Origin of the sequence: Nostoc sp. (assembly GCF_035638895.1) — a bacterium.
Classification (GTDB): domain Bacteria; phylum Cyanobacteriota; class Cyanobacteriia; order Cyanobacteriales; family Nostocaceae; genus Nostoc.
Map to the genome: position 1 here is coordinate 45,873 of NZ_DASQZC010000118.1, position 26,448 is coordinate 72,320.

Below are 26,448 nucleotides of genomic sequence, written 5' to 3' on the forward strand. Positions count from 1 at the left end.
GGGTGTCAGAGCAAATAAATTTGATTTATGAGGTTTTCCCTCTGCCCCCTGTCCCCTGCCCCTTGTCCTCTTCAGTAAATGACAACTGACAAAATTGCTATGGCTGTAATTCGCTTAATTCTATTGGTGGCAGTACTGGGAGGACTAACGCTGTTATTAGTCCAAAATTTCTCACCTGCCGTATCGCTAGTATTTTTGGGCGTGCGAACTCAACCATTACCACTAGCTATATGGATTTTGTTTAGTACTGCCACTGGTGCTTTCACATCTGTATTGATTGCTACCTTGTTTAACTTATCCAATTATTTTGGAGGAAGACAACGCCAAGCTCCTGACCGCCGAAGCACAACACCTCGTGCCAAGGCAACCCGTAGAGAAGAATTTACATCTCGCCCTGCCGGTTCTCCACCACCAGCTAGTAAAAAAGAAGAGCCTACTAGTGATGTATTTGATGATTGGGAGACAAATGGCAGTAAAGATGATGATTGGAACTTTGATGAAAAGTCAGAGGAAACATCTACTCCTAATTCTCAAGCTCAACAGCCTAAAGACTCTACAACTTACGAACGTCAATCAGAAGCTAAAAGTAGTTCTCAGTCTGGTTCAGTTTATTCCTACAGCTACCGGGAACCAAAAAATACGGCTGCGGGAAAAACTGAATCTGTTTATGATGCTGATTACCGGGTAATCGTCCCCCCTTATCAGCCGCCAACTACCAATCAAGCCGATGATGATGATGATTGGGAATTTTTTGATGATGATGATGATTTTGAAGATGATGGTAAACGCCCCCGTCGGTGAGATGTAGCAGGCTACGTCTCTATTTGATGCCACACTGCTCTCTAGACTCTTGCTTGACCTTACCAGTCATGGCAGCTTCTTGCAAAGTCATGAAAGCATTAAAATCTTCCAAGTCATACCGGGTAGTCAAGAGTTGTCGTAGTTGATTTTCAGCTTCCACTGTCAAATAGCCAATTGCTAAAGCTTTTTTTACAACATCACGAATTCGAGTCATAGTTGACGCCTCATCCATCCTATATTTATTCATTCAGGCTTATTGGGGTGAAATATGCAGTAGTTTTTGTGCCGAAATTTCAACTTGGCAAGCTTTTGTGGGCGATCGCCGGATATAAGTCATTATTTACACCTTTATAGGAAACATTTAATTGATTGGGGCTTGTTATAACTGAACTTTTAGAATCACGACCCTGTGTTAGTAGAAACACAGTATTGGGTATACCTAAATTTACCCACCAGAGTGAAAATTCGGACTATTTAAATAGACAGAAATTGTTTGGATAAAGTTTCAAACAAGCTATATTAATTTTTTAGTTAAGCATAGCGATCGCTATACAGCAAATACCAAGTTACAATAGGGATATTACTAGGTTTTTGACAAATTCATCGTTTATTATTTATGGTAATTTCACAGAAGCATCTTAATCTATTGCTTGAGTTACTTCAATTACATTAATAACGGTAATTACAACAATTAATTCCTCTTAAATAGAAGATAAATTTGTAGAATTTAAAAATAAATAAAAGCTTTCAAATAAATTCAAGTTGATAGCTCATTTCTTGTGGCTCAAGAACTTCCCAGATTAAAATTAAACTTCTCAATATTTCCCCAATTGACCGACGGTTCTGAGCGCAGTAAATAATTCCTGTGTGCATAATAAAGCCACTATGATGAAGTATTACAAAGTCATCATCATGGGTGAAAATTACCCGATTCTGAGACATTGCAAAATAAAGCTGTTCTCCATCTGATGCAGCTATCAGTCCTGTTCCTGATGTAGTCGTCACATCAATATCACGACGACGTAAGCCATCTGCTATAGCATTACTGACATTCTCATCTAGGTGGAATCGAATTTTTTGTGTCATTTCGATTCTTTAGTTTCTCTTGCAGAATCGAAGGAGTTTTAGCCTGTACTTCTTTGACAAAGGCTTCTCCTTTTGCAATTTCTTGCCTGATCTCATCTTGATGATCGTGGTAATAAGCTAGAGCAGCATAAACATCAGCTAAAGTGATACTGGGATAATGATAAACGATTTCGTCAGGCGAAAGCCCCATCCGTTCGTGCCAAATAACAATATCTTGCACTCTAATTCGGTGTCCAGCAATGCGTGGTTTACTCCCATCTGGAGTAATTTCAATGTGTTCTGAGATTACTGGTATCTTAGACATTTTATCCAAGAAATACTCCTATAAGAACAAATTATATTTTAATTATCACCTAATTAGCGATCGCCAATCAAGTAATTTTATCCGCTTGCACGATAGTGGTAAACTTCCTATTTTTAAATCCGAGATTAAGTCGTTGAGTTTATAATTAGAAACTGTGACTCAGCACTCAGAATTGGAGCGAAACAACTGGTGAGCAGCTTATTACAAGGAGTCAACTTGTACTTAATTGGGATAATGGGCGTTGGTAAGACGACAATAGGGCGCTTACTGGCGAAGGAATTGGGTTATGGGTTTGTGGATACCGATGATGTTATTGCCCAAGCAACAGGTAAATCTATCAATCAGATATTTACCGAAGAAGGTGAAGCAGGGTTTCGCCAGTTAGAAAGCGACGTACTTTCACAAGTTTGTGCTTTTACAAGGTTAACTATCGCAACCGGGGGAGGTATTGTACTGCGGCGAGAAAACTGGGGCTATCTGCACCACGGTTTGATAGTGTGGCTAGATGTGCCAGTGGAGATAATTTACAGCCGTTTAGCTGAGGATACCACAAGACCACTGCTGCAAGATGCTGATCCTAAAGGGAAATTGCGATCGCTCCTCGAACAACGAACACCACTTTATTCTCAAGCTGATTTGCACATCACCGAGCGAGAGGGAGATACACCTGAAGACGTTGCCAAGCGAATACTTGAGGCAATTCCTGGCGTACTAAAAAAAACTATTTCTCATTAATTAGGGAATATTAATCTAACTGTGTCTGCAAAAGATATTTTTCATGAATCAGTTAAAAAAGCTTTGCAAAAAGAACAATGGAGGATTACGAACGATCCATTACAATTTAAATTTGGGGAAGTCAATTTCCAAATTGATTTAGGCGTAGAGAAAATAATTGCCGCAGAAAAAGGAAATGAAAAAATAGCAATTGAAATCAAAAGCTTTTTAAACCCCTCGGCAATTACAGATTTTTACTCTGTGGGACAATTTCTTAGTTACCGTCTAGCATTAGCAGGATATGACCCAGAGCGAGTCTTATACTTAGCAGTTCCATTGGATACGTACAAAACATTTTTTCAACTGGAGTTTACTCAAACTGCGATCAAACAGTATCAGGTGCTATTAATTGTTTACAATCCAGTAGATGAGGTGATTAGACCTCTTGCAAAAATAAATTATGGTATGATGGGGGGTTTTAAAAATTTGCTTTCTATCTCTATCAAACATCCTAATGAGGTAACAAAAATTCTCTGTATAGATTTTGATATGGATTTTTTCTAAACCCTTAACCATACCACAAAATAATTATGCAAGAGGTCTATTATAGAGTGGATAAACTAGCAAAATATCAAGAATATGTTAAAACATTGTTGACGAACTATGCCAGTGATGATGTTTCGGATAACAATGTTGAAGTCCAACTGATTTTAGACACAGAACGCAATCATTATCAATGGATGAATGTAGGTTGGCAAGAATTTAATCGTATTTATCGATGCGTGATCCATTTTGATATTAAAAATGGGAAAATCTGGCTGCAACAGAATTTAACCGATCGCAATCCAGCAGAGGAATTAGTGATGATGGGAGTACCGCGAGAGGATATTGTCTTGGGTTTGCAAGCTCCATATAAGCGTCAGTATACAGATTATGGCGTAGCGTAGTGCGATCGCTCCTCGAACAACGAACACCACTTTACTCTCAGCGAATTCTTGAAGCAATTGCTAATGTTCTTAAACCCCAAGTTTCTCATTAAGAAGACTCAAATTACCAAATTTTGGTCATCCGTAGGATAAATCCTGGTAATTCTGGATTACCACTAACGGCTTCGGGATTTTCCAAAATTTCAACTTCTCGATTAGGACGGTAAATGTAGACTTTTCGATTCTGCCGATCAATTAACCAGCCTAGTGATGCACCGTTATCAATGTACTCCTGCACTTTCTCTTGTAATTTTATCAAGCGATGTCTACGACGGGCTACGCCTACGCTAGATGAGCGTAACTCAATCACAAAGCTAGGACAAATTGGCGCAAATGAGGCTTTTTGTGCATCTGTTAAGACGTTCCAGCGCTCCAGTTCAATCCAAGAAGCATCAGGGGAACACATCGATCCATTGGGTAGTGTAAAACCTGCACTGGAGTCAAAGCCTATGCCAGTGCCATTTTGTTCAGTCCAATTCCCCAGCTGTACAGCAATATTAAAGTTACGGTTGCCCGTATCTGAAAAAGCTGGTGGCATAATGATAACTTCCCCATTGGCAGTACGCTCAATTCGTAAATCTCCATTAGCTTGACAAAATTCGTAGAACTGCTCATTTGTCATCTGCACCAGCGAGGGGAAATTTACCGTTAGGGGTGTGCTTTCAGTTTGAATTAGCAGCGTGGTCATTTTCATTCCCTAGCTTCAGCCGAATGATTTTAATTAATATCCATAACTCCAATAAAGCGCTTATTAATACCACTAAAAGTATCTCCTTACAAAAGAGATACTGCCACTATTACTGTTATTGCTGTGTTATTTACATAACAAGCAACCATATTTTTACAAATCCAGCCAGATTGCTAGAGTTGTTATAGTACAAAAATACTCAATTTTGGCATCAGAGATTGTGAGGAGTTACAAAGTCTTCTACACTGACTGCATAGGTTTTAACTCTCTCTGTTAGGCTCCTCATGACGGACAACGATTCTGAATACATCAGGCAAGATGAAGCCACTCGTGTACGTGTACTAAGCGAAGCACTACCTTATATTCAACAATTTGCCGGTCGCACTGTTGTTGTCAAATATGGTGGCGCAGCGATGAAAGATAGCACACTTAAAGACAAAGTTATCCGCGACATTGTATTCTTATCCTGCGTCGGCTTACGTCCAATTGTAGTCCACGGCGGTGGCCCAGAAATTAACAGTTGGTTAGATAAGCTAGGCATCGAACCACAGTTTAAAAATGGCTTGCGAGTCACTGATGCCGCCACAATGGATGTGGTGGAAATGGTTTTAGTTGGTCGAGTCAACAAAGAAATTGTCGCGCTAATTAACCAAGCTGGTGGATTGGCTGTAGGACTTTGCGGTAAAGACGGTAATCTATTTACAGCCCGTCCCCAAGGTCAAGAAGGCATCGGTTTTGTTGGGGAAGTCAGCAATGTGAATATCAAGATTTTGGACACCCTCGCTAGCAATGGCTATATTCCGGTAGTGTCCAGCGTCGCCGGAGACGAGACAGGGCAAGCTTATAACATTAACGCCGATACTGTAGCTGGAGAAATCGCTGCTGCACTGGGAGCAGAAAAGCTAATTTTATTGACTGACACTAGTGGAATTTTAAAAGATTATAAAGACCCATCTACTTTGATTCCAAAAGTAGATATTCGTGAAGCCCGCGAACTGATTGCCGATGGTATAGTTAGCGGTGGAATGATTCCCAAAGTCAGTTGTTGTGTGCGATCGCTTGCTCAAGGAGTCCGTGCAGCACACATTATCGATGGTCGCATTCCCCACGCCCTATTATTAGAAATCTTTACTGATGTTGGGATCGGGACAATGATTCTCGGTTCGCATACCTCATAGGAGTTAGGAATTAGGAGTGAGGAGTTAGGATTCCTCCTCTGCTCCCCACTTTGCACTCTACCGGGGATAAACGAAAACACGCGATCGCCCGCCGCTAAATGATCTACGATGCCATGAATTATCTATAATCACCGGATTAACTATGGTTGAGTCTCGAATTGCCGGATTAATCAAAGTTGGATTAATTAGGGTAGAATTTCTCACGTTCTGCCTGAACTGGGGATAGTAATAATCAGGGTAATTATTGCGTTGTGGCATCAGTCCCGTTGCTGGGTCTACAGGCATAGGTGTGGGAATCGGGCTACCATAGATGAAGGAACCGACAGGAGGCGATGTCTGACGACAAGCTGCTTCGCATCTACGCCTGACTCCATAACCACCATCAATTACGATCACACGCTGTGCAGAAGCTGGAGCAATGCTTACACCCACAACTGCTAAAGTCATACCTGCTAAGAGCCAATTCAGTTGCGAATGCTTGATTTTCAACATATTTTGCTCACGTGTATTTGATACCAGAATTTTTAATCAGAAAATAATTGCAGCTACTTAGTTAAAATTTTAGAAGTTTATTTAGTTTCAGGTTGCCAGCTTTTGAAAAAATTCCAAAAAGATTGCTGGCATTGGCAAAATTAAAATAGTGCTGATTATTGTATAAACCGTGAGTGTAGAAAGTTTAGAAATTGCTAAAACCCGCTACCAGGCTGGGAAAGCTGCCTTTGAAAATGGGCAATACCGCGAAGCCATAGAAAATTTAGAAAAGGCCAGCGCCCTGTTAGCTCGTAATTCTCGCCTTGCGGGGGAAGTAGAAATTCATCTGGTGACAGCTTATGAAGCAGCTGGACGCACCGATGATGCGATCGCTCTTTGCGAAAGACTCAAACGCCATGCCCATTTTGAAATTGGCAAACAAGCGCGACAGATGCTTTACATTTTAAAAGCACCAAAGCTGAAAAGACCCAGCGAGTGGATGACCGAAATCCCCGATTTAGGCGCACTATCCGATAATGAACTCAAAATTTCTGTACCTGCTAAGTCTACTAAATCTTCTGTGCAGCAAAAGCTTAAACCTACGGAGCCAGAATTTGTTGACCTCAGTCAGGTCAATACCAGAGATAATCGCTTTATCTGGGTGGCGCTAATTGCCATTGGTTTAACCATCTCGTACTTAGTGTGGTTAAGTTTTTCAGGGAACCCTGGCTGATACCAATTTACATTGGATTAGGTGAGTTTCCAACGAACCACATTCGTGATGCCTTAACAGAAAAAATCTAGTTTCCTAGTAGTTCGACGAGTTAAAAAAAGGTGCTAAAGAAGGCTGAGACTGAGTTAATGTGAGTTTGATGAACCTCACCCTAAAAACCTTTATTAGATAAAAGACGAGAAAAGAGCAACAAAAATCACGCTTTTATTGCCTTTTCCTCTTCAATGTAAAGTACCTTAACCGCACTTACATCAAAATTATCTTTTTGGCAATAGAAATTATAAAATATTTATATAAACTTCACAATTTGATAGCTGTACACATACAGTTAAAATGCCGCAAGTACTTGTATTCAAGCAGTATGTAGGTTAGTAATTTTATTTAGTAGTATTTTTTGAAAAAGTTTTTAAAGCTGCTGCAAATTAGCCAAAAAACTATGGCAGAATTACTCTATAACATTTCCGGCAATTTTCAATGCCATCAAACAGACTCAAAGGCTTCAGTGAAATCACTAGATTTTTAAATCTGGATCTGCAATTCAGTTTTTCTTTGGTTCCCATTTTGATTTGTGTATTTGCTCCAACTGCTGAAACAACCAGTTTTATTTAGTTGATAGCAACATATCGGCTAGAAATTTAGACCAGATACATGAAAAATCGTGCTTCTAGTGACAATAATCAGTATTTCCATACTGAGCATCTTAAGGCTGACCTAAAAGAACGCTCTATTAGGGGTGGAGCAGTTACTATTATTGCCCAAGGTTTGAAGTTTGGCTTGACTTTGGGATCAAATGTAGTGTTGGCTCGGTTATTAACACCACAAGATTATGGCTTGGTGGGTATGGTGACTGTAGTTACCGGTCTGGTCACCATATTTAAAGACTTGGGGTTGTCAACGGCAACTATTCAGAAGGAAAAGATTAATCACAAGCAAGTTAGTACCCTATTTTGGGTGAATGTAGCACTAGGGATTGTAACTAGCATAGTTACAATAGCGATCGCACCTGTAATCGCTTGGTTTTATAATGAACCACGCTTGCTCTGGATTACCCTAAGTTTAGCATCAGGATTTTTCATCAGTGGCTTAGGTGTTCAACACTCTGCTTTGCTCAATCGCCAGATGCAATACAAAGCGCTGACGATCAACGAGATTATGTCTGTAGGGATTGGTATTGGAAGTGCGATCGTTGCTGCTTGGTTTGGTTTGGGCTATTGGGCGCTGGTAATTTTACCATTAGTAACAGGAATTGTTAGCACTGTCGGATTTTGGATTCTATGTAGTTGGCGTCCGAGTTTTCCTGTTAAACAATCTGGAGTGCGATCTATGCTAGTTTTTGGTGGCAACCTAACTGGCTTCAATATTGTCAATTACTTTGCCCGTAACCTTGATAATTTACTTATCGGAAAAGTTTGGGGAGCGCAACAGTTGGGTTTATATACCAAAGCTTATCAGTTGCTATTATTGCCACTTCAACAAATCAATGCACCATTTGAAAAAGTAGCTATACCGGCTTTGAGTAGATTAATAGATTCACCAGAGCGCTATCGACAAGCATACCTACGAATTCTAGAAAAGCTAACTATCATAACTGGTCCCCTAGTCGTATTCATGATTGCAACTTCCGACTGGATAGTGTTGTTGCTTCTAGGATCACAATGGACTGATGCCAGTCCAATATTTTCACTGCTCGGTATTATAGCTTTCACTCAGCCTGTTGCAAATACAACTGGTTGGCTTTTCATTACACAAGGACGCACCAACCACATGTTCCAGTGGGGAATTATTGGTAGTACATTGTCTGTTGTAGCTATTGTTTTTGGTATACAGTGGGGATCAGTCGGTGTAGCTGCCTCTTATTCAATCTCTGGTTTACTCATTCGTACGCCCATATTGTTCTGGTATGTTGGACGATCTGGCTCAGTTAAAGCTGTAGACTTATATCGCACAATGGCACCATCTACCCTTGCATCTTTATGTAGTCTATTCGTCTTATTAATAACTCGTCAATGGGTAGGAATATTCCATCCGATAATTAGCCTTACCATAGCTTTTTTTATTAATATAGCGATAACTTTATTAGTTCTTATTGCTCTACCAGCAGGAAGAGCGGCACTTCAAGATTTCAAGAATTTAATGCCATTCATTATCAAACCTAAAAGTAACAATTGACCATTATGACTAACATTAAAGAAGTTCTTCGTCCAGTTAAGCAAAAACTACAAAATGCAAATTTTTTATACACCCATAAATCTTTAATAAATCAACGCAAAATCATTTATGCTTTGACTCCTCCACCCTACTTAAAAAATATAGGAGATCATGCCCAGGTAGTTGCTATCAGGGTTTGGCTACAAAAGCACTTTCCTGAACTGCCTGTGATTGAGTTGGATAAAAACGAATCTCAAAAATTTATTCCAGCTTTAAAGCAATTGGTTCAACCAAATGATTTATTTTTCCTTCATAGTGGAGGAAATCTAGGCGATCGTGGTATTTGGTCTGAGAGTATTCGGCGTTTACTCATCAGTTCCTTCCCTCAGAACCAAATTGTTAGTTTACCACAAACAATTTACTTTAGTGATACTCCGACTGGCAGAACAGAGCAGGAGAATACACGCCAAATTTATGCTACTCACCAAAATCTCACAGTTATAGGTCGCGATCCGCAAAGTGGTGAGTTGGCTAAAGAGTTATTTCCAAAAGCTCAGACATTCTGTATGCCTGACTTCGTGCTTTCGTTACCTTCGAGGCAGTCAGATAGAAAGAATAACCCACCAAAAGTTCTTCTTTGTTTGCGGCTTGATGACGAATCTGCTTTAAATGTAGAGCAACGAGAGGAAATAGCCAAAAAGCTGCCTTATGATTGCACCTACTTTGATACAACAATTGCAAGCCCTATCAAAGTTAATGAAAGAAAGGAAGTTGTAGAACGTACACTTGATTTATTTCAGGCTGCGGACGTTGTAATAACTGATCGTTATCACGGCTTAATTTTTACAATTTTATGCCGAAAGCCATGTGTAGTATTACCAACGGTAGATCATAAATTGACCTCTGCAATGCACTGGTTTAAAGAAATTCCTTTCATTAAATTTGTACCTAACATTGATGCAATTCCCTCAGCGGTAGATGAGTGTATATCCGTTGAAAGTAGAGAAGTTCCTGATTGGAATAAGACATATTTTGATACAATTCCTAAGAGAATAGTGTTAAATGAACTGAAGACTTAAATAATTCACAATTTTTTCTTGTTAGATATACCATAAATTGAAGAATAAATGTCTAAAATCTACGAAAGTCAATCAGAAGAAGTATCTACTCTATTTAATACCGTAGTTGCAGGTGGATATTGTATTGGTTGCGGAGTCTGTGCATCAGTTCAGGATTCACCAATTAATATAACTTTGGATAAATATGGTCGTTTTTGTGCATCACTAGATCGTTCAAATGATAGTAAAACTTCTAATCCTTCTGTGCTGGCAGTGTGTCCATTTTCGGGGGTTAGTGCCAACGAAGACCAAATAGGCCAAGAACTTTTTAGTGAGAATTGCCAGCATCATAAGCTGATTGGTTACTACTTGGCTAATTATGCTGGATTCGTTTCAGAGAAAAATTTTCGCAAGCATGGTAGTTCGGGTGGTATGGGTACATGGATTATCACTGAACTATTTAGCCAAGGTTTGATTGATGCTGTAATTCATGTGCATGGGCAAAAACCATCGGCAACTGATCCGATGTTATTTCGTTTTCAAGTTTCAGATTCAATTGATAAAATCTGCGCTGGTGCGAAATCTCGTTATTATCCAATTGAAATGTCAGAAGTTTTAGATTTAGTGCGGAAACGTCCTGGCAGATACGCAATTGTTGGTGTTCCATGCTTTATTAAGGCAGTTCGTCTTTTAGCAAAACAAGACCCCATTATTGGTGAACGCATTCGATTCTGTATAGGACTCGTATGTGGACACTTAAAAAGTACTCGATTTGCCGATATGTTTGCTTGGCAGTGTGGAGTGCAATCTGGTAATCTTCTTTCTATCAACTTCCGAAAGAAAATTCCTAATCAAGATGCAAATCGGTATGGTATTGAGATTGTAGGGAATCAGGATAACCAAGAAGTTAGAATTACGAGGTCAAACCATAATTTTTATGGCTATCTTTGGGGACATGGCTTTTTCAAGTATCAAGCTTGTGATTACTGTGATGATGTAATAGCTGAAACCGCAGATATCGTTGTTGGTGATGCTTGGTTGCCTCAATATGTTAAAGATAGTGATGGTACTAATGTTGTTGTCGTCCGTAATCCATTAATTAAAGCTTTAATTGAAAGTGGCATATCTTCAGGAAGGCTAAATTTAGATCACATTAGCGCTGATGAGGTTGCAAAATCACAAGACGCTGGATTACGGCATAGACGCGATGGTTTAGCTTATCGTCTCCATTTGAAAGATAAAGTAGGTTCTTGGAGACCATTAAAACGCATTAAAGTGCAATTTAATCATATAAACCTGAGGCAAAAAAAGATATATGAATTGAGAATATTGATGGCCAGTCAAAGCCATACTGCTTTCGATAAAGCTCTGGAAGTAGGCAATTTTGATTATTTTAAAAGTTCTATGGATACTGTAATTGAAAAATATAATTATCTATATAAACCGCTATTTTTGAAAAGCTTAATACTTGTTTTGAAAAAGATTATTAAATCAGTATTTTTGAGGTAAGGTCAATTTTTGTAAAACTTTGGCTGGCGTGTAATCTTGCAAGTTAAGTACTGTGGCTTGATAATTGAGGGTATTTCTGATGAAAATAGCTTTTTTGCTTGATAATTGAGGATATTTCTGATGAAAATAGCTTTTATTGTCGAACCTTTTCCAACTGTCTCTGAAACTTTTATACTTAACCAAATTACAGGTTTAATAGAGCTTGGGCATGAAGTTGATATTTACGCTTGTCATGTAGGGGATATTTCAAAAATACATCCTGATGTTGAAAAGTATCAGCTTCTTGAACATACCTATTATTATAGTAAAGGGCCTGACAATTATATTGTACGAATGGCCAAAGCTTTAATCTGGTTAACAGCAAATTTCTCGAAACACTCTGTACCATTAATAGAATCACTAAATTTTTTAAAATATGGTAGCCGAGCTATTTCCTTAGAATTATTCTACGCGACAATTATACTACTAAAACACAAACAAAATTATGACATTATCCACTGTCACTTTGGGCCCTTCGGTCTAAAGGCAGCCTTATGGCGTCAAATTGGTGCTATTCAAGGAAAAATAATCACTGTATTTCATGGCTATGATATGACTAACTATTTAAGCCAAAATGGAGAGCAAGCATACGACCTCTTATTCAATCTCGGTGATCTTTTTTTACCAATTAGTGAACATTGGAAACAACGATTAATTGAAATAGGATGTACTGGCAAAATAGCTGTACATCATATGGGAATTGATTGTCAAAAATTTGCCTTTGCTGTACGCAAACCCCGATCTGATGGTCAAGTTAATGTTGTAACAGTTGCTCGATTGGTTGAAAAGAAGGGTATAGAGTACGGTATTCGTGCAGTTGCTAAATTGATAGCTAGCAATTTCAATATTCAGTACACTATTGTAGGTGATGGCTATCTGAGGAAGAAGTTACAGAGGTTAATCAAACAACTAGGTATTGCTGACACTGTAAAACTAGTAGGCTCACAGCAGCAACAAGAAATAATTGCGATTCTCAATAACTCACATATCTTTTTGGCTCCTAGCGTAACCAGTAACGGAGGTGATCAAGAAGGCATTCCTGTTGCGTTAATGGAGACAATGGCGATGGGTTTGCCAGTAGTAACCACCCAGCACAGTGGAATTCCAGAATTAGTTCAAGATGATATTTCAGGCTTTCTTGTGCCAGAGAGAGATGTGGACGCATTGACCGAAAAGTTGAGCTATTTAGTCAAGCATCCAGAAGTATGGTCTAAAATGGGTGCAGCAGGTAGGAGCTTTGTAGAAAAACATTACAATATAAATATTTTAAATAATCAATTAGTGGAAATATATCAAAATTTATTAGACGACAAGTTCAAAGAAAGAAAGGAGCAACACAAGGTTTAAATTACTTACAGTTTTGTTGATTCCTCTCCATCGGCTTGAGACATCTATCAAAAAATTTAACAATAAAAGCAGAAATTTCAGGGCAAAAAGCTCTTATATTTCTGATACCGAACTTCTGGCATAAACGTTGTGGAACAAGGGTTAAAGTACCCCACCAAAATCTATAATTTGGTGTTTGCAATTGGTGGAGGTTGAGGGCCAATACCATCGCTATCGCCCTTGACATCTCCTCTTGGGGGAAACCGAGCTGCCTCCTGTTGAGATAAAAGTCAAGATAAGTTAAAAAGTTTGACTTTTGCGGAGATTTATGGTTAAAAATCCTTCAACTTTAGGAAAAATTTTCTTGTGGTTAATCAGACCACTTAGTTTTGTGTTGGCAAAAATGAAATTTATCTCACCACTGATTGGTCGAAATCGAATGAACCGTGTCTTTGCCATACGGAATCCTATTCTGTGGCTAGTAGTGTTAACATCCCTGCTACTGACTGGCTGTGTTAAGTACGATGTGGGACTTAACTTCGACAACTCAAATAGTGGCGAACTAGTACAGCATATTAAGTTGGGAGAACGGCTAACTAGTTTTAGTGGCGATTCTGTGTATGAATGGTTAAATAGCATAGAGCGCCGCGCCCGTCAGCTAGAGGGTAAAACACAGCGAGTTTCCCAAGAAGAAATCATTGTCACAATTCCTTTTAGTAGTGGTAGGGAATTGCAAGAGAAGTTTAACGAATTTTTTAACTCCCGTGCGAATCAACCCTCTGAGTCAGTAGGGAGCCAATCTGACTCAGAACTGCCGAAAATTGAATCAAACGTCCTTTTGGAACAAAACAATTTTTTACTTTTAGTCCGAAATCGATTGATTTATGATTTGGATTTGCGATCGCTATCCTTAATTGCCAGCAAAGGTAACGTCTTGACTAATGCTGGTTCAATTCTCGACTTGGAATTTAGCTTGAAGACTCCTTGGGGAGCCAAAAATATTCAACTAACTGAAACTGCCATAGAGCCAGAAAAAAATGGCAATCGATTAGTGTGGAAACTCCAGCCTGGTGAGCTAAACCACATAGAAACCATTTTCTGGCTTCCTAGTCCCCTTGGTATTGGTGCGTTGTTAATTATCCTGTTTGTCTGGGGAGGATTGTACTTGAGATACAATTTTATGCCAGATCCCAGAATTCACTTTTCTCCCAAAGCAGCAACTATCCAAGAACAGTAGACTATTCATCTGTTTATATTGTCAGTTAAGCCGATGCATTTTCCATCGGCTTTTTTACTTCACATTTAGACTGTTGTTCGCTACCATACCAACGTTCAGCAAGTGCAGTGAGTTGATGAAGTACATCAATGAGTTCCTGACCACGTTCTGTAAGACCGTAAGTTACTTGGGGTGGGACAGTTGGTTCATAATGGCGATAAATAATCTCTGCTGCCTCAAGCATCCTCAGTCTTTCCGTCAAAACTTTGCTAGAGATGCCCTCAACTAGGTGTTTCAATGCACCAAAGCGAGTAGGCCCACTATTACACAACACCCACAGTATATACATTGTCCAAGGCCCTGATAGTAAGGACATCAGAATACTGACAGGGCAAGCATCAGGATTTTTAGAGACAGACATCGGTAAGTTAGCTTAAAGTCCGACAGTTACTTTATAGTAAATACTTTACTTTAGTAACTAGTTACTTTTAGTATCTAATGTAATGCTTTAAAATTTAGACTCAAAAAAAGTAAAAGCAGAAATCTTAGCTAATCAGGAGATATTTGGTGGTAAACATCCTACATATTGATTCCAGCCCCCGTGGTGAGCGATCGCACTCCAGAGAACTATCTAAGGAATTCGTCAGTGCTTGGAAAGCTGCACATCCTGAAGATGCGATCGCCTATCGAGATATAGGACGTCACCCAGTTCCTCACGTTAATGAAGCTTGGATTGCAGCTGCATTTTCATCACCAGAAACCCATACCCCAGAATTAGCTGAGGCACTTAGGATTTCTGACGAACTGATTGATGAGTTTTTGGCAGCCGATCGCTACGTCTTTGGAGTGCCAATGTATAACTTGAATATCCCTTCTACTTTTAAGGCTTACATCGATCAAATCGTTCGCGCTAACCGGACTTTTGCTGTAGATGCTCAAGGCTTGAGAGGGTTAGTCGAGGGTAAAAAGGCAGTTATCATTACAGCTCGCGGTAGTGACTTTAGCGCAACATCTCCTTTCGCTGCCTACGACTTCCAAGAACCATACCTGCGGGCGATTTTCGGCTTTATTGGGATTACAGATATTCAATTTATTAACGCTAATAGCCTGAATGAGGGTGATGCCCGTACCCGATCTTTATCAGAGGCACGGGCAGCAATTCAAGGTGCGATCGCCCAGTGGTAATGTGATGCGGGGCATAGAGAAGAAGACAAGGGGGACAAGGAGAATTGGGGACAAGGGGAAAGACTCGTTGCAAGTTCTCCCAAGTCACCTTGTCCCCCAGCAAGAACTGCCTCTTCTTCACGGTGACAACCGCTCAATTTTCCAAGTGTCATTATCTAAACGGCTATAGAGCAAGCGATCGTGCAGACGGCTAGGGCGGCCTTGCCAAAACTCAATTTCTGTGGGGATCACTCGTAAGCCTCCCCAATGAGGTGGTCGGGGAATCTCCTCATTTTCATATTTGCTCTTAAACTCCTGCAAACGTCGCTCTAGGACTTTTCGGCTTTCTATCACTTCGCTTTGATTAGATATCCACGCTCCCAAGCGACTGTTGGCAGGGCGACTGTGAAAATACTGGTCGGACTCAGTTTCGGAAACTTTCTCTACATACCCCGAAATTCTGACTTGACGTTCCAGTTCTGCCCACCAGAACACTAAAGCCCCCTGAGGATTTTCTGCCAGTTCTTGTCCTTTGTGACTGTTGTAGTTAGTAAAGAAGGCAAAGCCCCGTTCATCAAAATCCTTGAGTAATACCATTCTGGCTGAGGGCTTACCGTCTGGTGTCGCGGTAGCAATGGTCATGGCATTAGGTTCTGGGAGTTGCGCTGCTAGTGCCTGATCGAACCATTTTTTAAATTGGATAAACGGATTGAGGTCAACTTCAAGTTCGCTCAAACCTTCCAAGGTGTAGTCTTTGCGAAGGTCAGCTACGGTTTTATCCATTTTGATTTACTTCCTTGTTATCAGATACGCTAATACATGTCTTTGTTAAAAATATCTATGATGATGATCAGCACCATCAAGAATTTTACAAATTCTCTCAAAGAATATTTAAAATAGGTTGCATAAGATGCGCCGTTCGGCCTCCCTTCAACGCCTGTTAATTTATGGTCTAAGCGGCCCGATTATCGCTGTTAATGTCTGGCTGCTGTCTGTGCTTTTTCGCTATTTTCAGCATCCCATTACCGTCTTGATCATTGCAGCAATTCTGGCTTTTCTACTAAATTACCCGGTTAAGTTCTTTGAACGGGCCCGGATCACGCGCACTCAAGCGGTGAGCATAGTTTTACTTGCAACATTAACCCTGTTGGTGATTTTGGGCGTAACTCTAGTGCCGTTGATCATTGATCAAACAATTCAACTGTTAAATAATATCCCTGATTGGTTAGGCGCCAGTCAAGAAAACTTAAAGCACTTTGAGATGTTGGCAAAACAACGACGTTTGCCAATTGATTTGAGAGTTGTGAGCAGTCAAATCAATGCCAATATTCAGAATCTGGTACAACAACTAGCTTCTGGTGCGGTGGGGTTTGCTGGAACACTGCTCTCAGGATTACTTGACGTAGTGTTAGTAATCGTGCTTGCATTTTATATGCTTTTATATGGCGATCGCGTCTGGTATGGTCTGGTCAATCTTTTGCCCTCTAATATTGCAGATCCCCTTACCACATCCTTGCGCCTAAATTTTCAGAACTTTTTCCTCAGCCAGTTATTGCTAGGACTGTTCATGGTGCTAACCCTGACGCCAATTTTCTTAGTGATGAACGTGCCCTTTGCCCTGTTGTTTGCCATATTAATCGGTATCTCGGAACTTATTCCCTTTATCGGGGCATCTCTCGGCATTGGTCTAGTGACGATTTTAGTACTGCTGCAAAATTGGTGGTTGGCAGTTCAAGTTGCCATAGCGGCAATTCTTATGCAGCAGCTTAAAGATAACTTGTTAGCTCCCAGGTTACTCGGCAACTTTATTGGGCTGAATCCCATCTGGATTTTTGTAGCTATTTTGATGGGATTTGAGATTGCTGGCTTGTTAGGGACACTTGTTGCTGTTCCCATTGCTGGTACTATCAAAGGAACTTTCGATGCGATCAAGAGCGGTAAGCCAAGTAACTTTGTGTCAACAACTGTCACTATTCCTCATGACCCACCTGCTGATTAAGAAGATAGAGGGGCAGGGGGAGCAGAGGGAGCAGAGGAAGAAGAATTTATAACCTCTGGCCAATGCCTAATGCCCAATTCCCAATTCCCAAGGTTAAAAGTTGCATAATCAGATGTCACAATTCACAATGGTGATTGATTACAAATTTCAGGGGATACTGGCAACAGCAATTCCTCTAATTAATTAACTTAGAACCCGTTAATGGAAGCTTCCGAGCTATTAGAGACAATCACACTCCTAATTTACCAAGCCCAACAGGGAGAAATTGACCCTTGGGATGTCCAAGTGATTGAGGTGATTGACCGTTACTTAGAACTGATGGCACCGGAGGCAATAGGAAGAGGTTATGAATCGGACTTGTCTCAATCTGGACAGGCATTTTTGTCAGCATCAATGCTGGTATTATTCAAAGCCAATACCTTGATGCAGTTGTCAACAGTAGGAGAGATTACGGATGGTGTAGTAGATGATTCTCTATTGGAAGATGAAGACGGAATATTACATCAGGGTCATCGTCTACCATTAGAACGGCAATTGCGTCGTCGTGCATCGGCAATGCCGCCACCAAAGCGCCGGGTGACTCTGCAAGAGTTAATTAAGCAATTGCAGATTATGGCGAACCAGCTAAAACTGGTAGAAAAAGTCAGCAAACCTATCCGTCCTAGACGACTACCTAGCGTCCAAAGTATGCGGGAGGCGCTGGAGTTAGCTCACCAGGAAAATCTGACGGAAGTAGCCAGGGAACTGGAGCAGGTGTTGAATGTGTCAGCAAGGGAGCTAAATTTAGAACAAAATTGGTTGAATCTAGAACAACTTGTAGAGTTGTGGACTCAGACAAAGCATTTCAACCAAAATGGGTCTGGACATGATTCTAAACACAGTAACCTAGTTAGCGTTTTTTGGGCGCTACTACTACTTTCGGCTCAATCGAAAGTAGAGCTGTTTCAAGAGGAGTTTTACCATGAGATTAAAATTCGGCTACTTACAGATTCAGCTAAGACTGCTAACACTTTTGAGCAGTCGATGAATTAAGAAAGTGATAAGTAGCTTTACAGATAATTTACAGATTTTTGATTCAGCCCCAAAATCCGAGTAAATTGAAAAGATAAGCGATCGCTTGTCATCTAAGTATACCTATGGTTGCAATAACCACTAAATTCCTGTTATCCCTGTTTAAGGGATAACTTAGAGCAGAAATAAAAATTGATGATTAAGTATCACTCGATAAAAGTAAACTGGCTTGTGGTTGAGGAATAAATTTTATGAAAGCGATGATTCTCGCGGCTGGCAAGGGTACTCGCGTGCGTCCGATTACCTATACAATTCCCAAACCAATGATTCCCATCCTGCAAAAGCCAGTGATGGAGTTCTTGCTGGAACTGTTACGCCAACATGGATTTGACCAAATTATGGTCAATGTTAGTCATTTGGCTGAGGAAATAGAAAACTATTTTCGTGACGGCCAACGGTTTGGGGTGCAAATTGCCTATTCCTTTGAAGGGAAAATTGATGACGAGGGTAAACTGGAAGGCGAAGCAATAGGTTCAGCTGGAGGGATGCGCCGCATCCAAGACTTCTCACCGTTTTTTGATGATACCTTTGTGGTGTTATGCGGTGATGCTTTAATTGATTTGGATTTAACTGCGGCGGTTAAATGGCATAGAGCTAAAGGCTCGATCGCTACTATTGTCACAAAATCTGTCCCCAAGGAAGAAGTTTCTAGCTACGGTGTGGTGGTAACAGACGAAGAGGGGCGTGTTAAAGCTTTCCAAGAAAAACCTTCAACTGAAGAAGCCCTCAGCACCAACATCAACACAGGTATTTACATCTTTGAACCAGAGGTGTTTAACTATATCCCCTCTGGTGTCGAATATGACATTGGTAGCCACTTGTTTCCCAAATTGGTAGAAATCAAAGCCCCCTTCTATGCCATCCCTATGGACTTTGAATGGGTAGATATTGGTAAAGTACCAGATTATTGGCGGGCGATTCGCGGTGTACTGCTGGGTGAAATCAAGAATGTGCAAATTCCTGGTCATGAAGTTGCCCCTGGCATCTACACTGGCTTAAATGTCGCCGTAAATTGGGACAAAGTGGATATCACAGGCCCGGTTTACATTGGCGGTATGACGAGAATAGAAGACGGGGCTAAAATTGTTGGCCCTGCGATGATTGGCCCTAATTGTTGGATATGTAGTGGTGCAACAGTTGAAAACAGCGTGATTTTTGAATGGTCGCGCCTGGGGCCAGGAGTGCGTTTAGTCGATAAGCTGGTGTTTGGACGTTATTGTGTGGATAAAACTGGCGCTGCAATAGATGTTCAGGCGGCTGCTTTAGACTGGCTGATTACCGATGCCCGTCAGACGCCGCGATCAGATACGCCTCTTGAGTTGCAAGCGATAGAGGAATTGTTGGGGACAAACGCAAGTTAGGGGATTGGGGGGATGAGGGGGATGAGGGAGATGAGGGGGACAAGGAGACAAGGGGACTTTTTACAAGTCTTTCCCTTCCCCTTGTCCCCAATTCTCCTTGTCCCCTTGTCTCTTCCCTATGCCCAATCCCCAATCCTAACTATTTAGATACGTATATCTTCTAAGGCTCTGTTCGTAGGTTTGTAGCAGTCGCTGAGATTCTGCTAGGGTGATGCGCTTTTCTTCTAATGCTTTCTCGCAACGCTGGCGAATGTTTTCCACCATATCTTCGGAGTCATACTGGACGTAGCTTACCACTTCGCTCATGGTGTCACCTTTGACAATGTGTTCAATCTGGTAGCCTTTGGGGGTCAATTGGATGTGAACGGCGTTAGTATCCCCAAATAAGTTGTGCAAGTTGCCCATGATTTCTTGGTAAGCTCCATTCAGGAACATTCCCAAATAATAGGGTTCTCCGGGCTTGTAGGTGTGTAACTCTAAAACCGATTTGACATCGCGCAGGTCTATAAAGCGGTCGATTTTACCATCACTATCGCAGGTGAGGTCTGCCAAAATTCCCCGCCGTGTTGGTTCTTCATCCAAGCGGTGGATTGGCATAATCGGGAATAGTTGATCGATCGCCCAGCAATCTGGTGCTGATTGAAACACTGACATATTCACGTAGTAGATGGAAGCCATGATTTTTTCGAGGTCTTCCAGCTCATCGGGTACGTATTCTTGCTGTCTAGTGATACTAAGAATTTTCTGACAACAAGCCCAGTAGAGGCGTTCGGCTTTGGCTCGTTCTCTGAGGCGTAATATTCCTAAGTTGAAGCGGCTGATGGCTTCTTCTTTGAATTGTGCAGCATCGTGGTAGAACTCCTGATAATTCTCTTGGTTGATGGATTGGTAAGTTTCCCAAAGATAATTAATAATCGGGGATTCTCCCTCTTGTGGAGGTTCTGGGATGTCGAGAGGGACATCACTAGTACTGAGAACGTCGAAAATCAGCACCGATTGATGGGAAGCGATCGCTCGTCCACTTTCACTAATCAGTGTTGGTACGGGAATCTGCCGCTCTGCACAGGTATCTTTTAACTCTGCCACAATGTCGTTGGCATAGTTCTGCATGTTGTAATTTTTCGATGCATAGAAGTTAGTTTGGGAGCCATCATAATCTACGCCCAAGCCGCCACCAACATCAAGGTATTTCATATCTGCTCCCAGCATCGACAATTCTACATAAATGCGGCTGGCTTCTTGGATGGCATCTTTAATCACATTAATGGCAGAAATTTGTGAGCCGATGTGGAAGTGCATCAACTGCAAAGAATCGAGCAGGTTAGCTTCGCGTAACTTGTCAACAGCCTCGATTACTTCAGGCATTGTCAAACCAAATTTAGCGCGATCGCCACTGGAGGTTCCCCAACGTCCCATGCCTTGGGTACTGAGTTTAGCACGAACACCTAATATTGGCTTAATACCTAACTGGCGATTGGCATCAATTACCAAATCAACCTCTTCAATCTGTTCTAAGACGATGATTGGTGTTTGCCCTAGTCTTTGGGCTAACATTGCCGTTTCGATGTATTCCCGGTCTTTGTAGCCGTTGCAAACTAACAATGCTCCTGGTGTATCCAGGACAGCCAGAGCAATCATTAATTCTGGCTTGGAACCAGCTTCTAATCCAAATTGATGGGGTTTGCCAAATTTCACTAAATCCTCAATCAAATGCCGCTCTTGGTTGCACTTGACGGGAAACACGCCACGGTAAACACCAGGATAATTGTAGCGAGCGATCGCTTTATTAAAACAAGCATTCAACCGCTCAATCCGGTCTTCCAAAATATCGGAAAAGCGAATCAACATGGGAAGCCCCAAGTTGCGCTGTTTCATTGCGTTGACCAATTCAAACAAGTCAAGAGATCCCCCGCGATCGCCTTTAGGTGCGACGGTCACATGACCAGCAGCGCTAATGGAAAAATAAGGTTGTCCCCAACCTTCAATGCGGTATAATGCTTCGCTATCCTCTATTTTCCAGGAGCGAGGTAAATCTCCTGTGGTAGGACTAGGTGGTAACAGCTTTTTTTGCTTATGATTTTTCACTTCTTTGAGTCCATTGGACGGTAGCACCACCTCGTCAGATGTAGCAGTTAAATCAGCACCCATTTCTTCCTAACCTCTGTTTTTCGGCCACAATTTAACAATTTAACGCATTCATTTGGGAACGTATATGCACCCAAAGATAATTTCTGAGATAAACTCTGATTGGTCATTAGTCGTATGTCATTAGTCATTGGTCATTAGTGCAAAACTCTTAGACTCTAGACAGAGGATGACAAAGGACAAATGACAATTGACCAGATAAAAAATTCATTAAGTTTTTGGAGATAGCTTTGGAACGTACATTTTTAGCAATTAAGCCAGATGGAGTACAACGGGGATTAGTGGGGGAAATTATCCGTCGCTTTGAAACTAAAGGTTTTACCCTAGTTGGTTTAAAGTTCCTGAAAGTCAGTCGGGAATTAGCTGAACAACACTATGATGTTCACCGGGAACGTCCCTTTTTTGCTGGTCTAGTCGAATTTATCATTTCTAGCCCAGTGGTGGCGATGGTATGGGAAGGTGATGGTGTTGTTGCATCTGCCAGAAAGATTATTGGTGCGACGAACCCTTTAACATCAGAGCCAGGAACGATTCGCGGCGATTTTGGCATAAATATTGGTCGCAACTTAATCCACGGTTCTGATGCTCCAGAAACCGCCCAAAAGGAAATAGCCCTATGGTTTAAGGATGAAGAATTAGTCAATTGGCAACCACATTTAACGCCTTGGTTGCACGAGTAAAAAACTAGGGAGTGGGGAGTGGGGAGTAAGTAAACAATTATTCTTCTTCATCCCCCTTATCTCCCTGATCCCCCTCACTTATTTAGAGACTTCGCTCTTTTCTGGTTCTACTTGGGGTAATTCAGCGCCAACACGCTTGGAAAATCCCCAGCCTAAAATAAGGAAGATGGCAGTAATCATGATCCATTCTGGTGGAACTAAACTATCGTTCACCACTTTCAACAACAAGCGCAAGCCTACCAACGCTACAGTTACATAGCCTGCGTCTTCTAGATTTTCATATTCGTCTAACCAACGGATGAACAATCCTGCCATGAATCGCAGCGTAATAATACCAATTGTTGCACCCGTCAGCACTAGCCATTTTTCTTGAGAAACTGCGATCGCAGTTGTCACGCTATCCAAAGAAAATGCCAAATCTGTAAATGCAATTACGGGTATTGCTTGCAACAACGAAGTAAAACGCGGGCCGTGATGATGGTCGTCGTTGGCTTCTTCTGAGGTAAAGTGTTGGAATACCAACCACAGTAGATAAGCAGCGCCCAATAATTCAAATTGCCAGAATTGTTGCACCCAAGTGGCAGTGAGAATCAGGGTGATTCGCAGCACATAAGCAACGACTAAACCAAAGTTCAAAGCTTTACGCTCAAGTTCCTTGTCTTCCAACCCTTTTGCGATCGCAGCGAGAGCGATCGCATTATCGGCAGATAACAGCGCCTCTAAAAGCACCAGGATCAGCAGGACTATAAGGGCTTCAAGGCTAAAATGAAAGTCGAGGTAATTAAAAATTTGGTCTAGCATTCCGGGTTTCTCAAGCAGAAAAAATTAAAATTTGACAAGAACAGAGATTTATATATTAAAAAGCGCAATAAATTGTCACTCTAATTCAGCTTAACGTGCTTGTGGTGCATTTTGAAGAGGGTTAAATGTGTGCGATCGCCCTACAAGTGGGGAAATTTGCGTATAAGTCAATACATCCAAAGTTTTAACATCTAGCTTAGTGCGATCGCAATGGGCTGCTGTCAGTACGTATCTAGAATTAGTTTTACCCTTTCCTAACCCTCCCCTTATAAAGGCTACGGTGTAAACACAAGTCGAAAAATTCTCTACCCACATTTTTGTCAGAGTAAAATCACACAGACAGGCAATCCCGCCCAGAACTGAAGTTCAGGGCTGATAGCTAAAGTCCACTCAAGTGGACTGAATTAATCATTTAGTTTACTTGAGTGGACTTTAGCTATGAGACTCGGAATTCATTCCGAGGCGGGATAGAAACGCAATGCGAGATTTATTAATAAGGTCAAACTATCTTATGAATGCTTCAACGTGAGAAATAAATGTAAATAGCCTTTGGAAGCAATTTGCGAAAATATAATTTCAAATTTCACAAAATCTCTGCCAACTTTACCAGCAGACTATTTACTAAATCCAATAACCTGACATCATCTGTATCAATGCTATTTCCTTCACCAGCTAACAGATTTTTTACAGCAGATAACCTGTCATTGGTTTGGGAAATTCTCCAAGATTCATCTAAGTTTACTGCAAAATCAAACAGCGATCGCTCTCCTAAATGCTGTCTTACCCTAACAGCTACACTATCATTACTTACCAAAAATTCCTTAATAGTATCTAATTGAAAATTACCTAATATTTCGTCATGTCCCCACGTTTCTAGCCAGTCTCCTTCCACATCTTCAACGTAAATATTGACAAAATCAACCCCATAAGTTAGCCAGTTCTGCTGCATTTGTCGTGCTGTTGCTAAAGCTTCAGCAAATGTATCTACTTGATTGTTGCAGTGAGTTTCTCTTTTGTTAGCCATAAAAGCTCTAATTAGCACGTAAGTATATAGGCTAGAAACAAATCTGAAATATGAAATTCCTGAAAATTCAAGAAAATTTTAAATATTTGCCACCAGAAAGGTAATCACTGTTATACAGGGCCACGTTGACTAGCTGGTTGACAAAATTAGCATCCTTGGGATTGTAACTTAAGAACAGCCCCCTCTCGATTTCCCACGATCGCAGTGTATTTTGCCAAGCTTCGTACTTTTGCTGATTTAGTTCTTCACTAACACTGGTAATTTGAATGCACAGTGGTTCATTGTTACGACTAACAATTAAATCTGTTGCCATTGAAAGGTCGGCTATATAACGCTGCCAAAAACTACCTTCTCGCTGAACAATATCTTGAGCTATTGATCTAATAATATCATCATCTACTTGATTAAATTCGCCTGCCATCAATTTTTGCTTCCAAATATAAAACTTGGAGTCACTTGCATTAAACCATCTGGGAAATAGATAACCATACCAATATCTCTCAATCGGTGTCATCAGATCGAACTTTGCTTTTTGTTCTTCTTCTGAAGGTAAGGATTTGATTATCAGCCAAATTGTCGAATCCGTAATTACCTCTAGCAGAAAGGCAGTGACAAAGGGTTTTGCTGTCAGGGAACCTGGCTTGATGTGTTTTACCCAACGATTGATTTCATCTAATCTTCTCGCTAAATTATGATCTATCGAGGAGGCTTGGAGGGTAAGGGACTTTAGCTGATCCTTAATTTCTTTTGCTTGCAAACGATGCCCTACTTTCAGAAGATTACGCTTTTTTTACACACTGATAACTAGATTTTAACTTGAAAGTGTCTTTAGTTAATTTCCTGATGTCATTAAATATTCTCTACGTCGATGCCCTGTGTACGTAAAACCTCCCGCAGTCGAGCAATTTCTTGCTCTGCTCGTTGGGCGCGTTCTTCTGCCTGTTCGGCACGTAAACGTTCAAGTTCCGCCAATTCTTCTGATGATAGTATCAATTGATTTTCAGTAGTGAAAAATCTTAATTTACCTTCATAAACTCCCAAATAAAGTTCTAACTGCTGACTCCAGAAACGTCCATCAGTAGTTACTTGGATTTCTTGATACTTGCCATCAACTAGATGAAACCCTTGAAGTTCCATTGTTACAGGGTCAAACCAGAAATAATCTGGTGTACGGAAGGTATCTTGAAAAACTTGTTTTTTAAACTTTTATCAACTGCTGTCGTTGAACTTGACAAAATTTCCACAATCAGGTTTGGATATTTGCCGTCTTCTTGCCAAACTACCCAACTATTACGATCTTTTTTCTCGGTTCCCAAAACTACAAAAAAGTCTGGGCCGCGAAAATATTCTGATTTTTTCTGGTTAGGACTGTAGTAAATCGTCAAATTGCCAGAAGCATAGAAATCTTGCCTATCTCGCCACCACAATTTGAGGATGCGAATCAGCAAATCGATTTGGTCGCGGTGTAAGTCACTTTCCAAGGGTGGTTCGTCACTCAGTATATCGCCAGAAGGAAAAATAACTTCGTCTTCTGAAATACCATCAGAGATAATTTCTAGGGTAGCAGGTTCAGACATCAGCGATCGCCCCGCAATTATACGTTCATTTTACTGAAAATTCGGTAACTTGCAGATGCTTTTAAGAACTTGTAACGACTTAATTGCACCGGGAGATTCATTCAGATTTAATAATGGCATTAACTGATAAGTTGGCTGTTCGTCACGTCTTAAATAAACAAATTGATAACGCAGTCCGTTAGTTACTAAACCCCAAACTGATGTTTGTTCATTTAAACTTTTAAAAGCATACAGCACTTCCCGGTGTTATGAGGTACAATAGCAACAATTAGTAAACCAGTTTTTTAAATGTTGAGGATTCATTAAGTCGAGTGCAACTGAGATTACTGTATCAACCATTTCTGTTGTAGTTGGAGCAAAACTGCGTAA

Annotated in this window: 28 protein-coding genes and 2 pseudogenes; 16 read left to right on the forward strand and 14 right to left on the reverse strand. The window is 40.8% G+C overall.

What is annotated here, in order from left to right:
• The first annotated feature begins 99 nt into the window (after positions 1 to 99).
• A complete protein-coding gene (locus VE944_RS05660; RefSeq protein WP_324973597.1) occupies positions 100 to 801 on the forward strand; it encodes a LapA family protein in 702 nt (233 codons plus the stop codon).
• Positions 802 to 820: 19 nt separating this feature from the next.
• On the opposite strand, the gene VE944_RS05665 is transcribed toward VE944_RS05660, so the two are convergent.
• The 3 genes from VE944_RS05665 to VE944_RS05675 all read right to left on the reverse strand — a co-directional run bounded on the left by VE944_RS05665 (position 821) and on the right by VE944_RS05675 (position 2,191).
• Complete coding sequence (locus VE944_RS05665) at positions 821 to 1,015, reverse strand: hypothetical protein (protein WP_324973526.1); 195 nt, start codon at positions 1,013 to 1,015, stop codon at positions 821 to 823.
• A 533-nt stretch (positions 1,016 to 1,548) separates the two neighbouring features.
• Positions 1,549 to 1,887: a DUF5615 family PIN-like protein gene (locus tag VE944_RS05670; RefSeq protein ID WP_324973529.1), complete on the reverse strand. Its 339-nt coding sequence runs from the start codon at positions 1,885 to 1,887 to the stop codon at positions 1,549 to 1,551.
• On the reverse strand, positions 1,856 to 2,191 hold the full coding sequence (locus tag VE944_RS05675; protein WP_324973531.1) for a DUF433 domain-containing protein: 336 nt from the start codon (positions 2,189 to 2,191) through the stop codon (positions 1,856 to 1,858). The genes VE944_RS05670 and VE944_RS05675 overlap by 32 nt, the downstream gene beginning before the upstream one ends.
• 189 nt (positions 2,192 to 2,380) lie before the next feature.
• Between VE944_RS05675 and VE944_RS05680 the strand changes: the two genes are divergently transcribed.
• From VE944_RS05680 to VE944_RS05690, 3 genes and pseudogenes are all read left to right on the forward strand, one after another.
• Entirely contained in the window at positions 2,381 to 2,926 is a 546-nt protein-coding gene (locus VE944_RS05680) for a shikimate kinase (RefSeq protein ID WP_324973534.1), read from the forward strand.
• A gap of 21 nt (positions 2,927 to 2,947) precedes the next feature.
• Positions 2,948 to 3,343, forward strand: a pseudogene (locus VE944_RS05685) (XisH family protein); the annotation flags it as partial.
• Between the two features lie 173 nt (positions 3,344 to 3,516).
• Positions 3,517 to 3,852: a XisI protein gene (locus VE944_RS05690; RefSeq protein WP_324973600.1), complete on the forward strand. Its 336-nt coding sequence runs from the start codon at positions 3,517 to 3,519 to the stop codon at positions 3,850 to 3,852.
• A gap of 103 nt (positions 3,853 to 3,955) precedes the next feature.
• On the opposite strand, the gene VE944_RS05695 is transcribed toward VE944_RS05690, so the two are convergent.
• Positions 3,956 to 4,579: a Uma2 family endonuclease gene (locus VE944_RS05695; protein WP_324973537.1), complete on the reverse strand. Its 624-nt coding sequence runs from the start codon at positions 4,577 to 4,579 to the stop codon at positions 3,956 to 3,958.
• A gap of 284 nt (positions 4,580 to 4,863) precedes the next feature.
• On the opposite strand from VE944_RS05695, the gene argB reads away from it, so the two are divergent.
• A complete protein-coding gene (gene argB / locus VE944_RS05700; protein ID WP_324973540.1) occupies positions 4,864 to 5,757 on the forward strand; it encodes an acetylglutamate kinase in 894 nt (297 codons plus the stop codon).
• Positions 5,758 to 5,814: 57 nt separating this feature from the next.
• Here argB and VE944_RS05705 read toward each other — a convergent pair whose 3' ends face one another.
• The gene (locus VE944_RS05705; protein ID WP_324973543.1) at positions 5,815 to 6,249 is read right to left on the reverse strand and encodes a hypothetical protein; all 435 of its coding nucleotides are present in this window, start codon (positions 6,247 to 6,249) and stop codon (positions 5,815 to 5,817) included.
• A gap of 169 nt (positions 6,250 to 6,418) precedes the next feature.
• Here VE944_RS05705 and VE944_RS05710 point away from each other — a divergent pair, with 169 nt between their 5' ends.
• The 6 genes from VE944_RS05710 (at position 6,419) to VE944_RS05735 (ending at position 14,278) form a co-directional block, all read left to right on the forward strand.
• The gene (locus tag VE944_RS05710) at positions 6,419 to 6,961 is read left to right on the forward strand and encodes a tetratricopeptide repeat protein (RefSeq protein ID WP_324973545.1); all 543 of its coding nucleotides are present in this window, start codon (positions 6,419 to 6,421) and stop codon (positions 6,959 to 6,961) included.
• A 648-nt stretch (positions 6,962 to 7,609) separates the two neighbouring features.
• Positions 7,610 to 9,130: a lipopolysaccharide biosynthesis protein gene (locus VE944_RS05715; RefSeq protein WP_324973546.1), complete on the forward strand. Its 1,521-nt coding sequence runs from the start codon at positions 7,610 to 7,612 to the stop codon at positions 9,128 to 9,130.
• Positions 9,131 to 9,135: 5 nt separating this feature from the next.
• Positions 9,136 to 10,188, forward strand: a complete 1,053-nt coding sequence (locus tag VE944_RS05720) for a polysaccharide pyruvyl transferase family protein (RefSeq protein ID WP_324973550.1) — start codon at positions 9,136 to 9,138, stop codon at positions 10,186 to 10,188.
• A gap of 48 nt (positions 10,189 to 10,236) precedes the next feature.
• Complete coding sequence (locus VE944_RS05725) at positions 10,237 to 11,676, forward strand: Coenzyme F420 hydrogenase/dehydrogenase, beta subunit C-terminal domain (RefSeq protein ID WP_324973552.1); 1,440 nt, start codon at positions 10,237 to 10,239, stop codon at positions 11,674 to 11,676.
• A gap of 120 nt (positions 11,677 to 11,796) precedes the next feature.
• Positions 11,797 to 13,062 (forward strand): glycosyltransferase, encoded by a 1,266-nt coding sequence (locus tag VE944_RS05730; RefSeq protein ID WP_324973555.1) that lies wholly within the window; start codon positions 11,797 to 11,799, stop codon positions 13,060 to 13,062.
• 307 nt (positions 13,063 to 13,369) lie between these two features.
• Complete coding sequence (locus VE944_RS05735) at positions 13,370 to 14,278, forward strand: DUF3153 domain-containing protein (protein ID WP_324973557.1); 909 nt, start codon at positions 13,370 to 13,372, stop codon at positions 14,276 to 14,278.
• 25 nt (positions 14,279 to 14,303) lie between these two features.
• Here VE944_RS05735 and VE944_RS05740 read toward each other — a convergent pair whose 3' ends face one another.
• Positions 14,304 to 14,678, reverse strand: a complete 375-nt coding sequence (locus VE944_RS05740) for a winged helix-turn-helix transcriptional regulator (protein ID WP_324973561.1) — start codon at positions 14,676 to 14,678, stop codon at positions 14,304 to 14,306.
• Between the two features lie 146 nt (positions 14,679 to 14,824).
• On the opposite strand from VE944_RS05740, the gene VE944_RS05745 reads away from it, so the two are divergent.
• A complete protein-coding gene (locus VE944_RS05745) occupies positions 14,825 to 15,442 on the forward strand; it encodes an FMN-dependent NADH-azoreductase (RefSeq protein ID WP_324973564.1) in 618 nt (205 codons plus the stop codon).
• Between the two features lie 117 nt (positions 15,443 to 15,559).
• Here the strand turns inward: VE944_RS05745 and pdxH are convergent, their stop codons facing one another.
• The gene (gene pdxH, locus VE944_RS05750) at positions 15,560 to 16,204 is read right to left on the reverse strand and encodes a pyridoxamine 5'-phosphate oxidase (protein ID WP_324973567.1); all 645 of its coding nucleotides are present in this window, start codon (positions 16,202 to 16,204) and stop codon (positions 15,560 to 15,562) included.
• A 127-nt stretch (positions 16,205 to 16,331) separates the two neighbouring features.
• Here pdxH and VE944_RS05755 point away from each other — a divergent pair, with 127 nt between their 5' ends.
• The 3 genes from VE944_RS05755 to VE944_RS05765 all read left to right on the forward strand — a co-directional run bounded on the left by VE944_RS05755 (position 16,332) and on the right by VE944_RS05765 (position 19,852).
• Positions 16,332 to 17,420, forward strand: a complete 1,089-nt coding sequence (locus VE944_RS05755; RefSeq protein ID WP_324973570.1) for an AI-2E family transporter — start codon at positions 16,332 to 16,334, stop codon at positions 17,418 to 17,420.
• Between the two features lie 201 nt (positions 17,421 to 17,621).
• On the forward strand, positions 17,622 to 18,452 hold the full coding sequence (locus VE944_RS05760) for a ScpA family protein (protein WP_324973573.1): 831 nt from the start codon (positions 17,622 to 17,624) through the stop codon (positions 18,450 to 18,452).
• Positions 18,453 to 18,682: 230 nt separating this feature from the next.
• Positions 18,683 to 19,852, forward strand: coding sequence for a nucleotidyltransferase family protein (locus VE944_RS05765; RefSeq protein ID WP_324973577.1), 1,170 nt, complete (start codon positions 18,683 to 18,685; stop codon positions 19,850 to 19,852).
• A gap of 135 nt (positions 19,853 to 19,987) precedes the next feature.
• Here VE944_RS05765 and speA read toward each other — a convergent pair whose 3' ends face one another.
• Positions 19,988 to 22,000 carry a biosynthetic arginine decarboxylase gene (gene speA / locus VE944_RS05770; RefSeq protein ID WP_324973580.1) on the reverse strand — a complete coding sequence of 671 codons (2,013 nt, stop codon included), beginning with the start codon at positions 21,998 to 22,000 and terminating at the stop codon, positions 19,988 to 19,990.
• A gap of 227 nt (positions 22,001 to 22,227) precedes the next feature.
• Here speA and ndk point away from each other — a divergent pair, with 227 nt between their 5' ends.
• Positions 22,228 to 22,677 (forward strand): nucleoside-diphosphate kinase, encoded by a 450-nt coding sequence (gene ndk, locus VE944_RS05775; protein WP_229551893.1) that lies wholly within the window; start codon positions 22,228 to 22,230, stop codon positions 22,675 to 22,677.
• Positions 22,678 to 22,755: 78 nt separating this feature from the next.
• Here ndk and VE944_RS05780 read toward each other — a convergent pair whose 3' ends face one another.
• The 6 genes and pseudogenes from VE944_RS05780 to VE944_RS05805 all read right to left on the reverse strand — a co-directional run bounded on the left by VE944_RS05780 (position 22,756) and on the right by VE944_RS05805 (position 26,316).
• The gene (locus VE944_RS05780; RefSeq protein ID WP_324973583.1) at positions 22,756 to 23,478 is read right to left on the reverse strand and encodes a TerC family protein; all 723 of its coding nucleotides are present in this window, start codon (positions 23,476 to 23,478) and stop codon (positions 22,756 to 22,758) included.
• A gap of 90 nt (positions 23,479 to 23,568) precedes the next feature.
• Positions 23,569 to 23,793, reverse strand: a complete 225-nt coding sequence (locus VE944_RS05785; RefSeq protein WP_324973586.1) for a hypothetical protein — start codon at positions 23,791 to 23,793, stop codon at positions 23,569 to 23,571.
• 268 nt (positions 23,794 to 24,061) lie between these two features.
• Positions 24,062 to 24,502 carry a hypothetical protein gene (locus tag VE944_RS05790; protein WP_324973589.1) on the reverse strand — a complete coding sequence of 147 codons (441 nt, stop codon included), beginning with the start codon at positions 24,500 to 24,502 and terminating at the stop codon, positions 24,062 to 24,064.
• Positions 24,503 to 24,569: 67 nt separating this feature from the next.
• Positions 24,570 to 25,259 carry a hypothetical protein gene (locus VE944_RS05795; protein WP_229551899.1) on the reverse strand — a complete coding sequence of 230 codons (690 nt, stop codon included), beginning with the start codon at positions 25,257 to 25,259 and terminating at the stop codon, positions 24,570 to 24,572.
• 92 nt (positions 25,260 to 25,351) lie between these two features.
• Positions 25,352 to 26,079, reverse strand: a pseudogene (locus tag VE944_RS05800) (Uma2 family endonuclease).
• Positions 26,080 to 26,109: 30 nt separating this feature from the next.
• Positions 26,110 to 26,316 (reverse strand): hypothetical protein, encoded by a 207-nt coding sequence (locus VE944_RS05805; RefSeq protein ID WP_324973594.1) that lies wholly within the window; start codon positions 26,314 to 26,316, stop codon positions 26,110 to 26,112.
• Positions 26,317 to 26,448 lie beyond the last annotated feature (132 nt).

Excerpts from the sequence above, each read along its gene's own strand:
- pdxH (WP_324973567.1), bottom strand. The coding sequence starts at position 16,204 with ATGGATAAAACCGTAGCTGACCTTCGCAAAGACTACACCTTGGAAGGT.
- speA (WP_324973580.1), bottom strand. The coding sequence starts at position 22,000 with ATGGGTGCTGATTTAACTGCTACATCTGACGAGGTGGTGCTACCGTCC.
- argB (WP_324973540.1), top strand. The coding sequence starts at position 4,864 with ATGACGGACAACGATTCTGAATACATCAGGCAAGATGAAGCCACTCGT.
- VE944_RS05755 (WP_324973570.1), top strand. The coding sequence starts at position 16,332 with ATGCGCCGTTCGGCCTCCCTTCAACGCCTGTTAATTTATGGTCTAAGC.
- VE944_RS05760 (WP_324973573.1), top strand. The coding sequence starts at position 17,622 with ATGGAAGCTTCCGAGCTATTAGAGACAATCACACTCCTAATTTACCAA.
- VE944_RS05665 (WP_324973526.1), bottom strand. The coding sequence starts at position 1,015 with ATGACTCGAATTCGTGATGTTGTAAAAAAAGCTTTAGCAATTGGCTAT.
- VE944_RS05660 (WP_324973597.1), top strand. The coding sequence starts at position 100 with ATGGCTGTAATTCGCTTAATTCTATTGGTGGCAGTACTGGGAGGACTA.
- VE944_RS05765 (WP_324973577.1), top strand. The coding sequence starts at position 18,683 with ATGAAAGCGATGATTCTCGCGGCTGGCAAGGGTACTCGCGTGCGTCCG.
- VE944_RS05740 (WP_324973561.1), bottom strand. The coding sequence starts at position 14,678 with ATGTCTGTCTCTAAAAATCCTGATGCTTGCCCTGTCAGTATTCTGATG.
- VE944_RS05790 (WP_324973589.1), bottom strand. The coding sequence starts at position 24,502 with ATGGCTAACAAAAGAGAAACTCACTGCAACAATCAAGTAGATACATTT.
- VE944_RS05780 (WP_324973583.1), bottom strand. The coding sequence starts at position 23,478 with ATGCTAGACCAAATTTTTAATTACCTCGACTTTCATTTTAGCCTTGAA.
- VE944_RS05785 (WP_324973586.1), bottom strand. The coding sequence starts at position 23,793 with ATGTGGGTAGAGAATTTTTCGACTTGTGTTTACACCGTAGCCTTTATA.
- VE944_RS05670 (WP_324973529.1), bottom strand. The coding sequence starts at position 1,887 with ATGACACAAAAAATTCGATTCCACCTAGATGAGAATGTCAGTAATGCT.
- VE944_RS05695 (WP_324973537.1), bottom strand. The coding sequence starts at position 4,579 with ATGACCACGCTGCTAATTCAAACTGAAAGCACACCCCTAACGGTAAAT.
- VE944_RS05725 (WP_324973552.1), top strand. The coding sequence starts at position 10,237 with ATGTCTAAAATCTACGAAAGTCAATCAGAAGAAGTATCTACTCTATTT.
- VE944_RS05735 (WP_324973557.1), top strand. The coding sequence starts at position 13,370 with ATGGTTAAAAATCCTTCAACTTTAGGAAAAATTTTCTTGTGGTTAATC.
- VE944_RS05705 (WP_324973543.1), bottom strand. The coding sequence starts at position 6,249 with ATGTTGAAAATCAAGCATTCGCAACTGAATTGGCTCTTAGCAGGTATG.
- VE944_RS05720 (WP_324973550.1), top strand. The coding sequence starts at position 9,136 with ATGACTAACATTAAAGAAGTTCTTCGTCCAGTTAAGCAAAAACTACAA.
- VE944_RS05730 (WP_324973555.1), top strand. The coding sequence starts at position 11,797 with ATGAAAATAGCTTTTATTGTCGAACCTTTTCCAACTGTCTCTGAAACT.
- VE944_RS05715 (WP_324973546.1), top strand. The coding sequence starts at position 7,610 with ATGAAAAATCGTGCTTCTAGTGACAATAATCAGTATTTCCATACTGAG.
- VE944_RS05675 (WP_324973531.1), bottom strand. The coding sequence starts at position 2,191 with ATGTCTAAGATACCAGTAATCTCAGAACACATTGAAATTACTCCAGAT.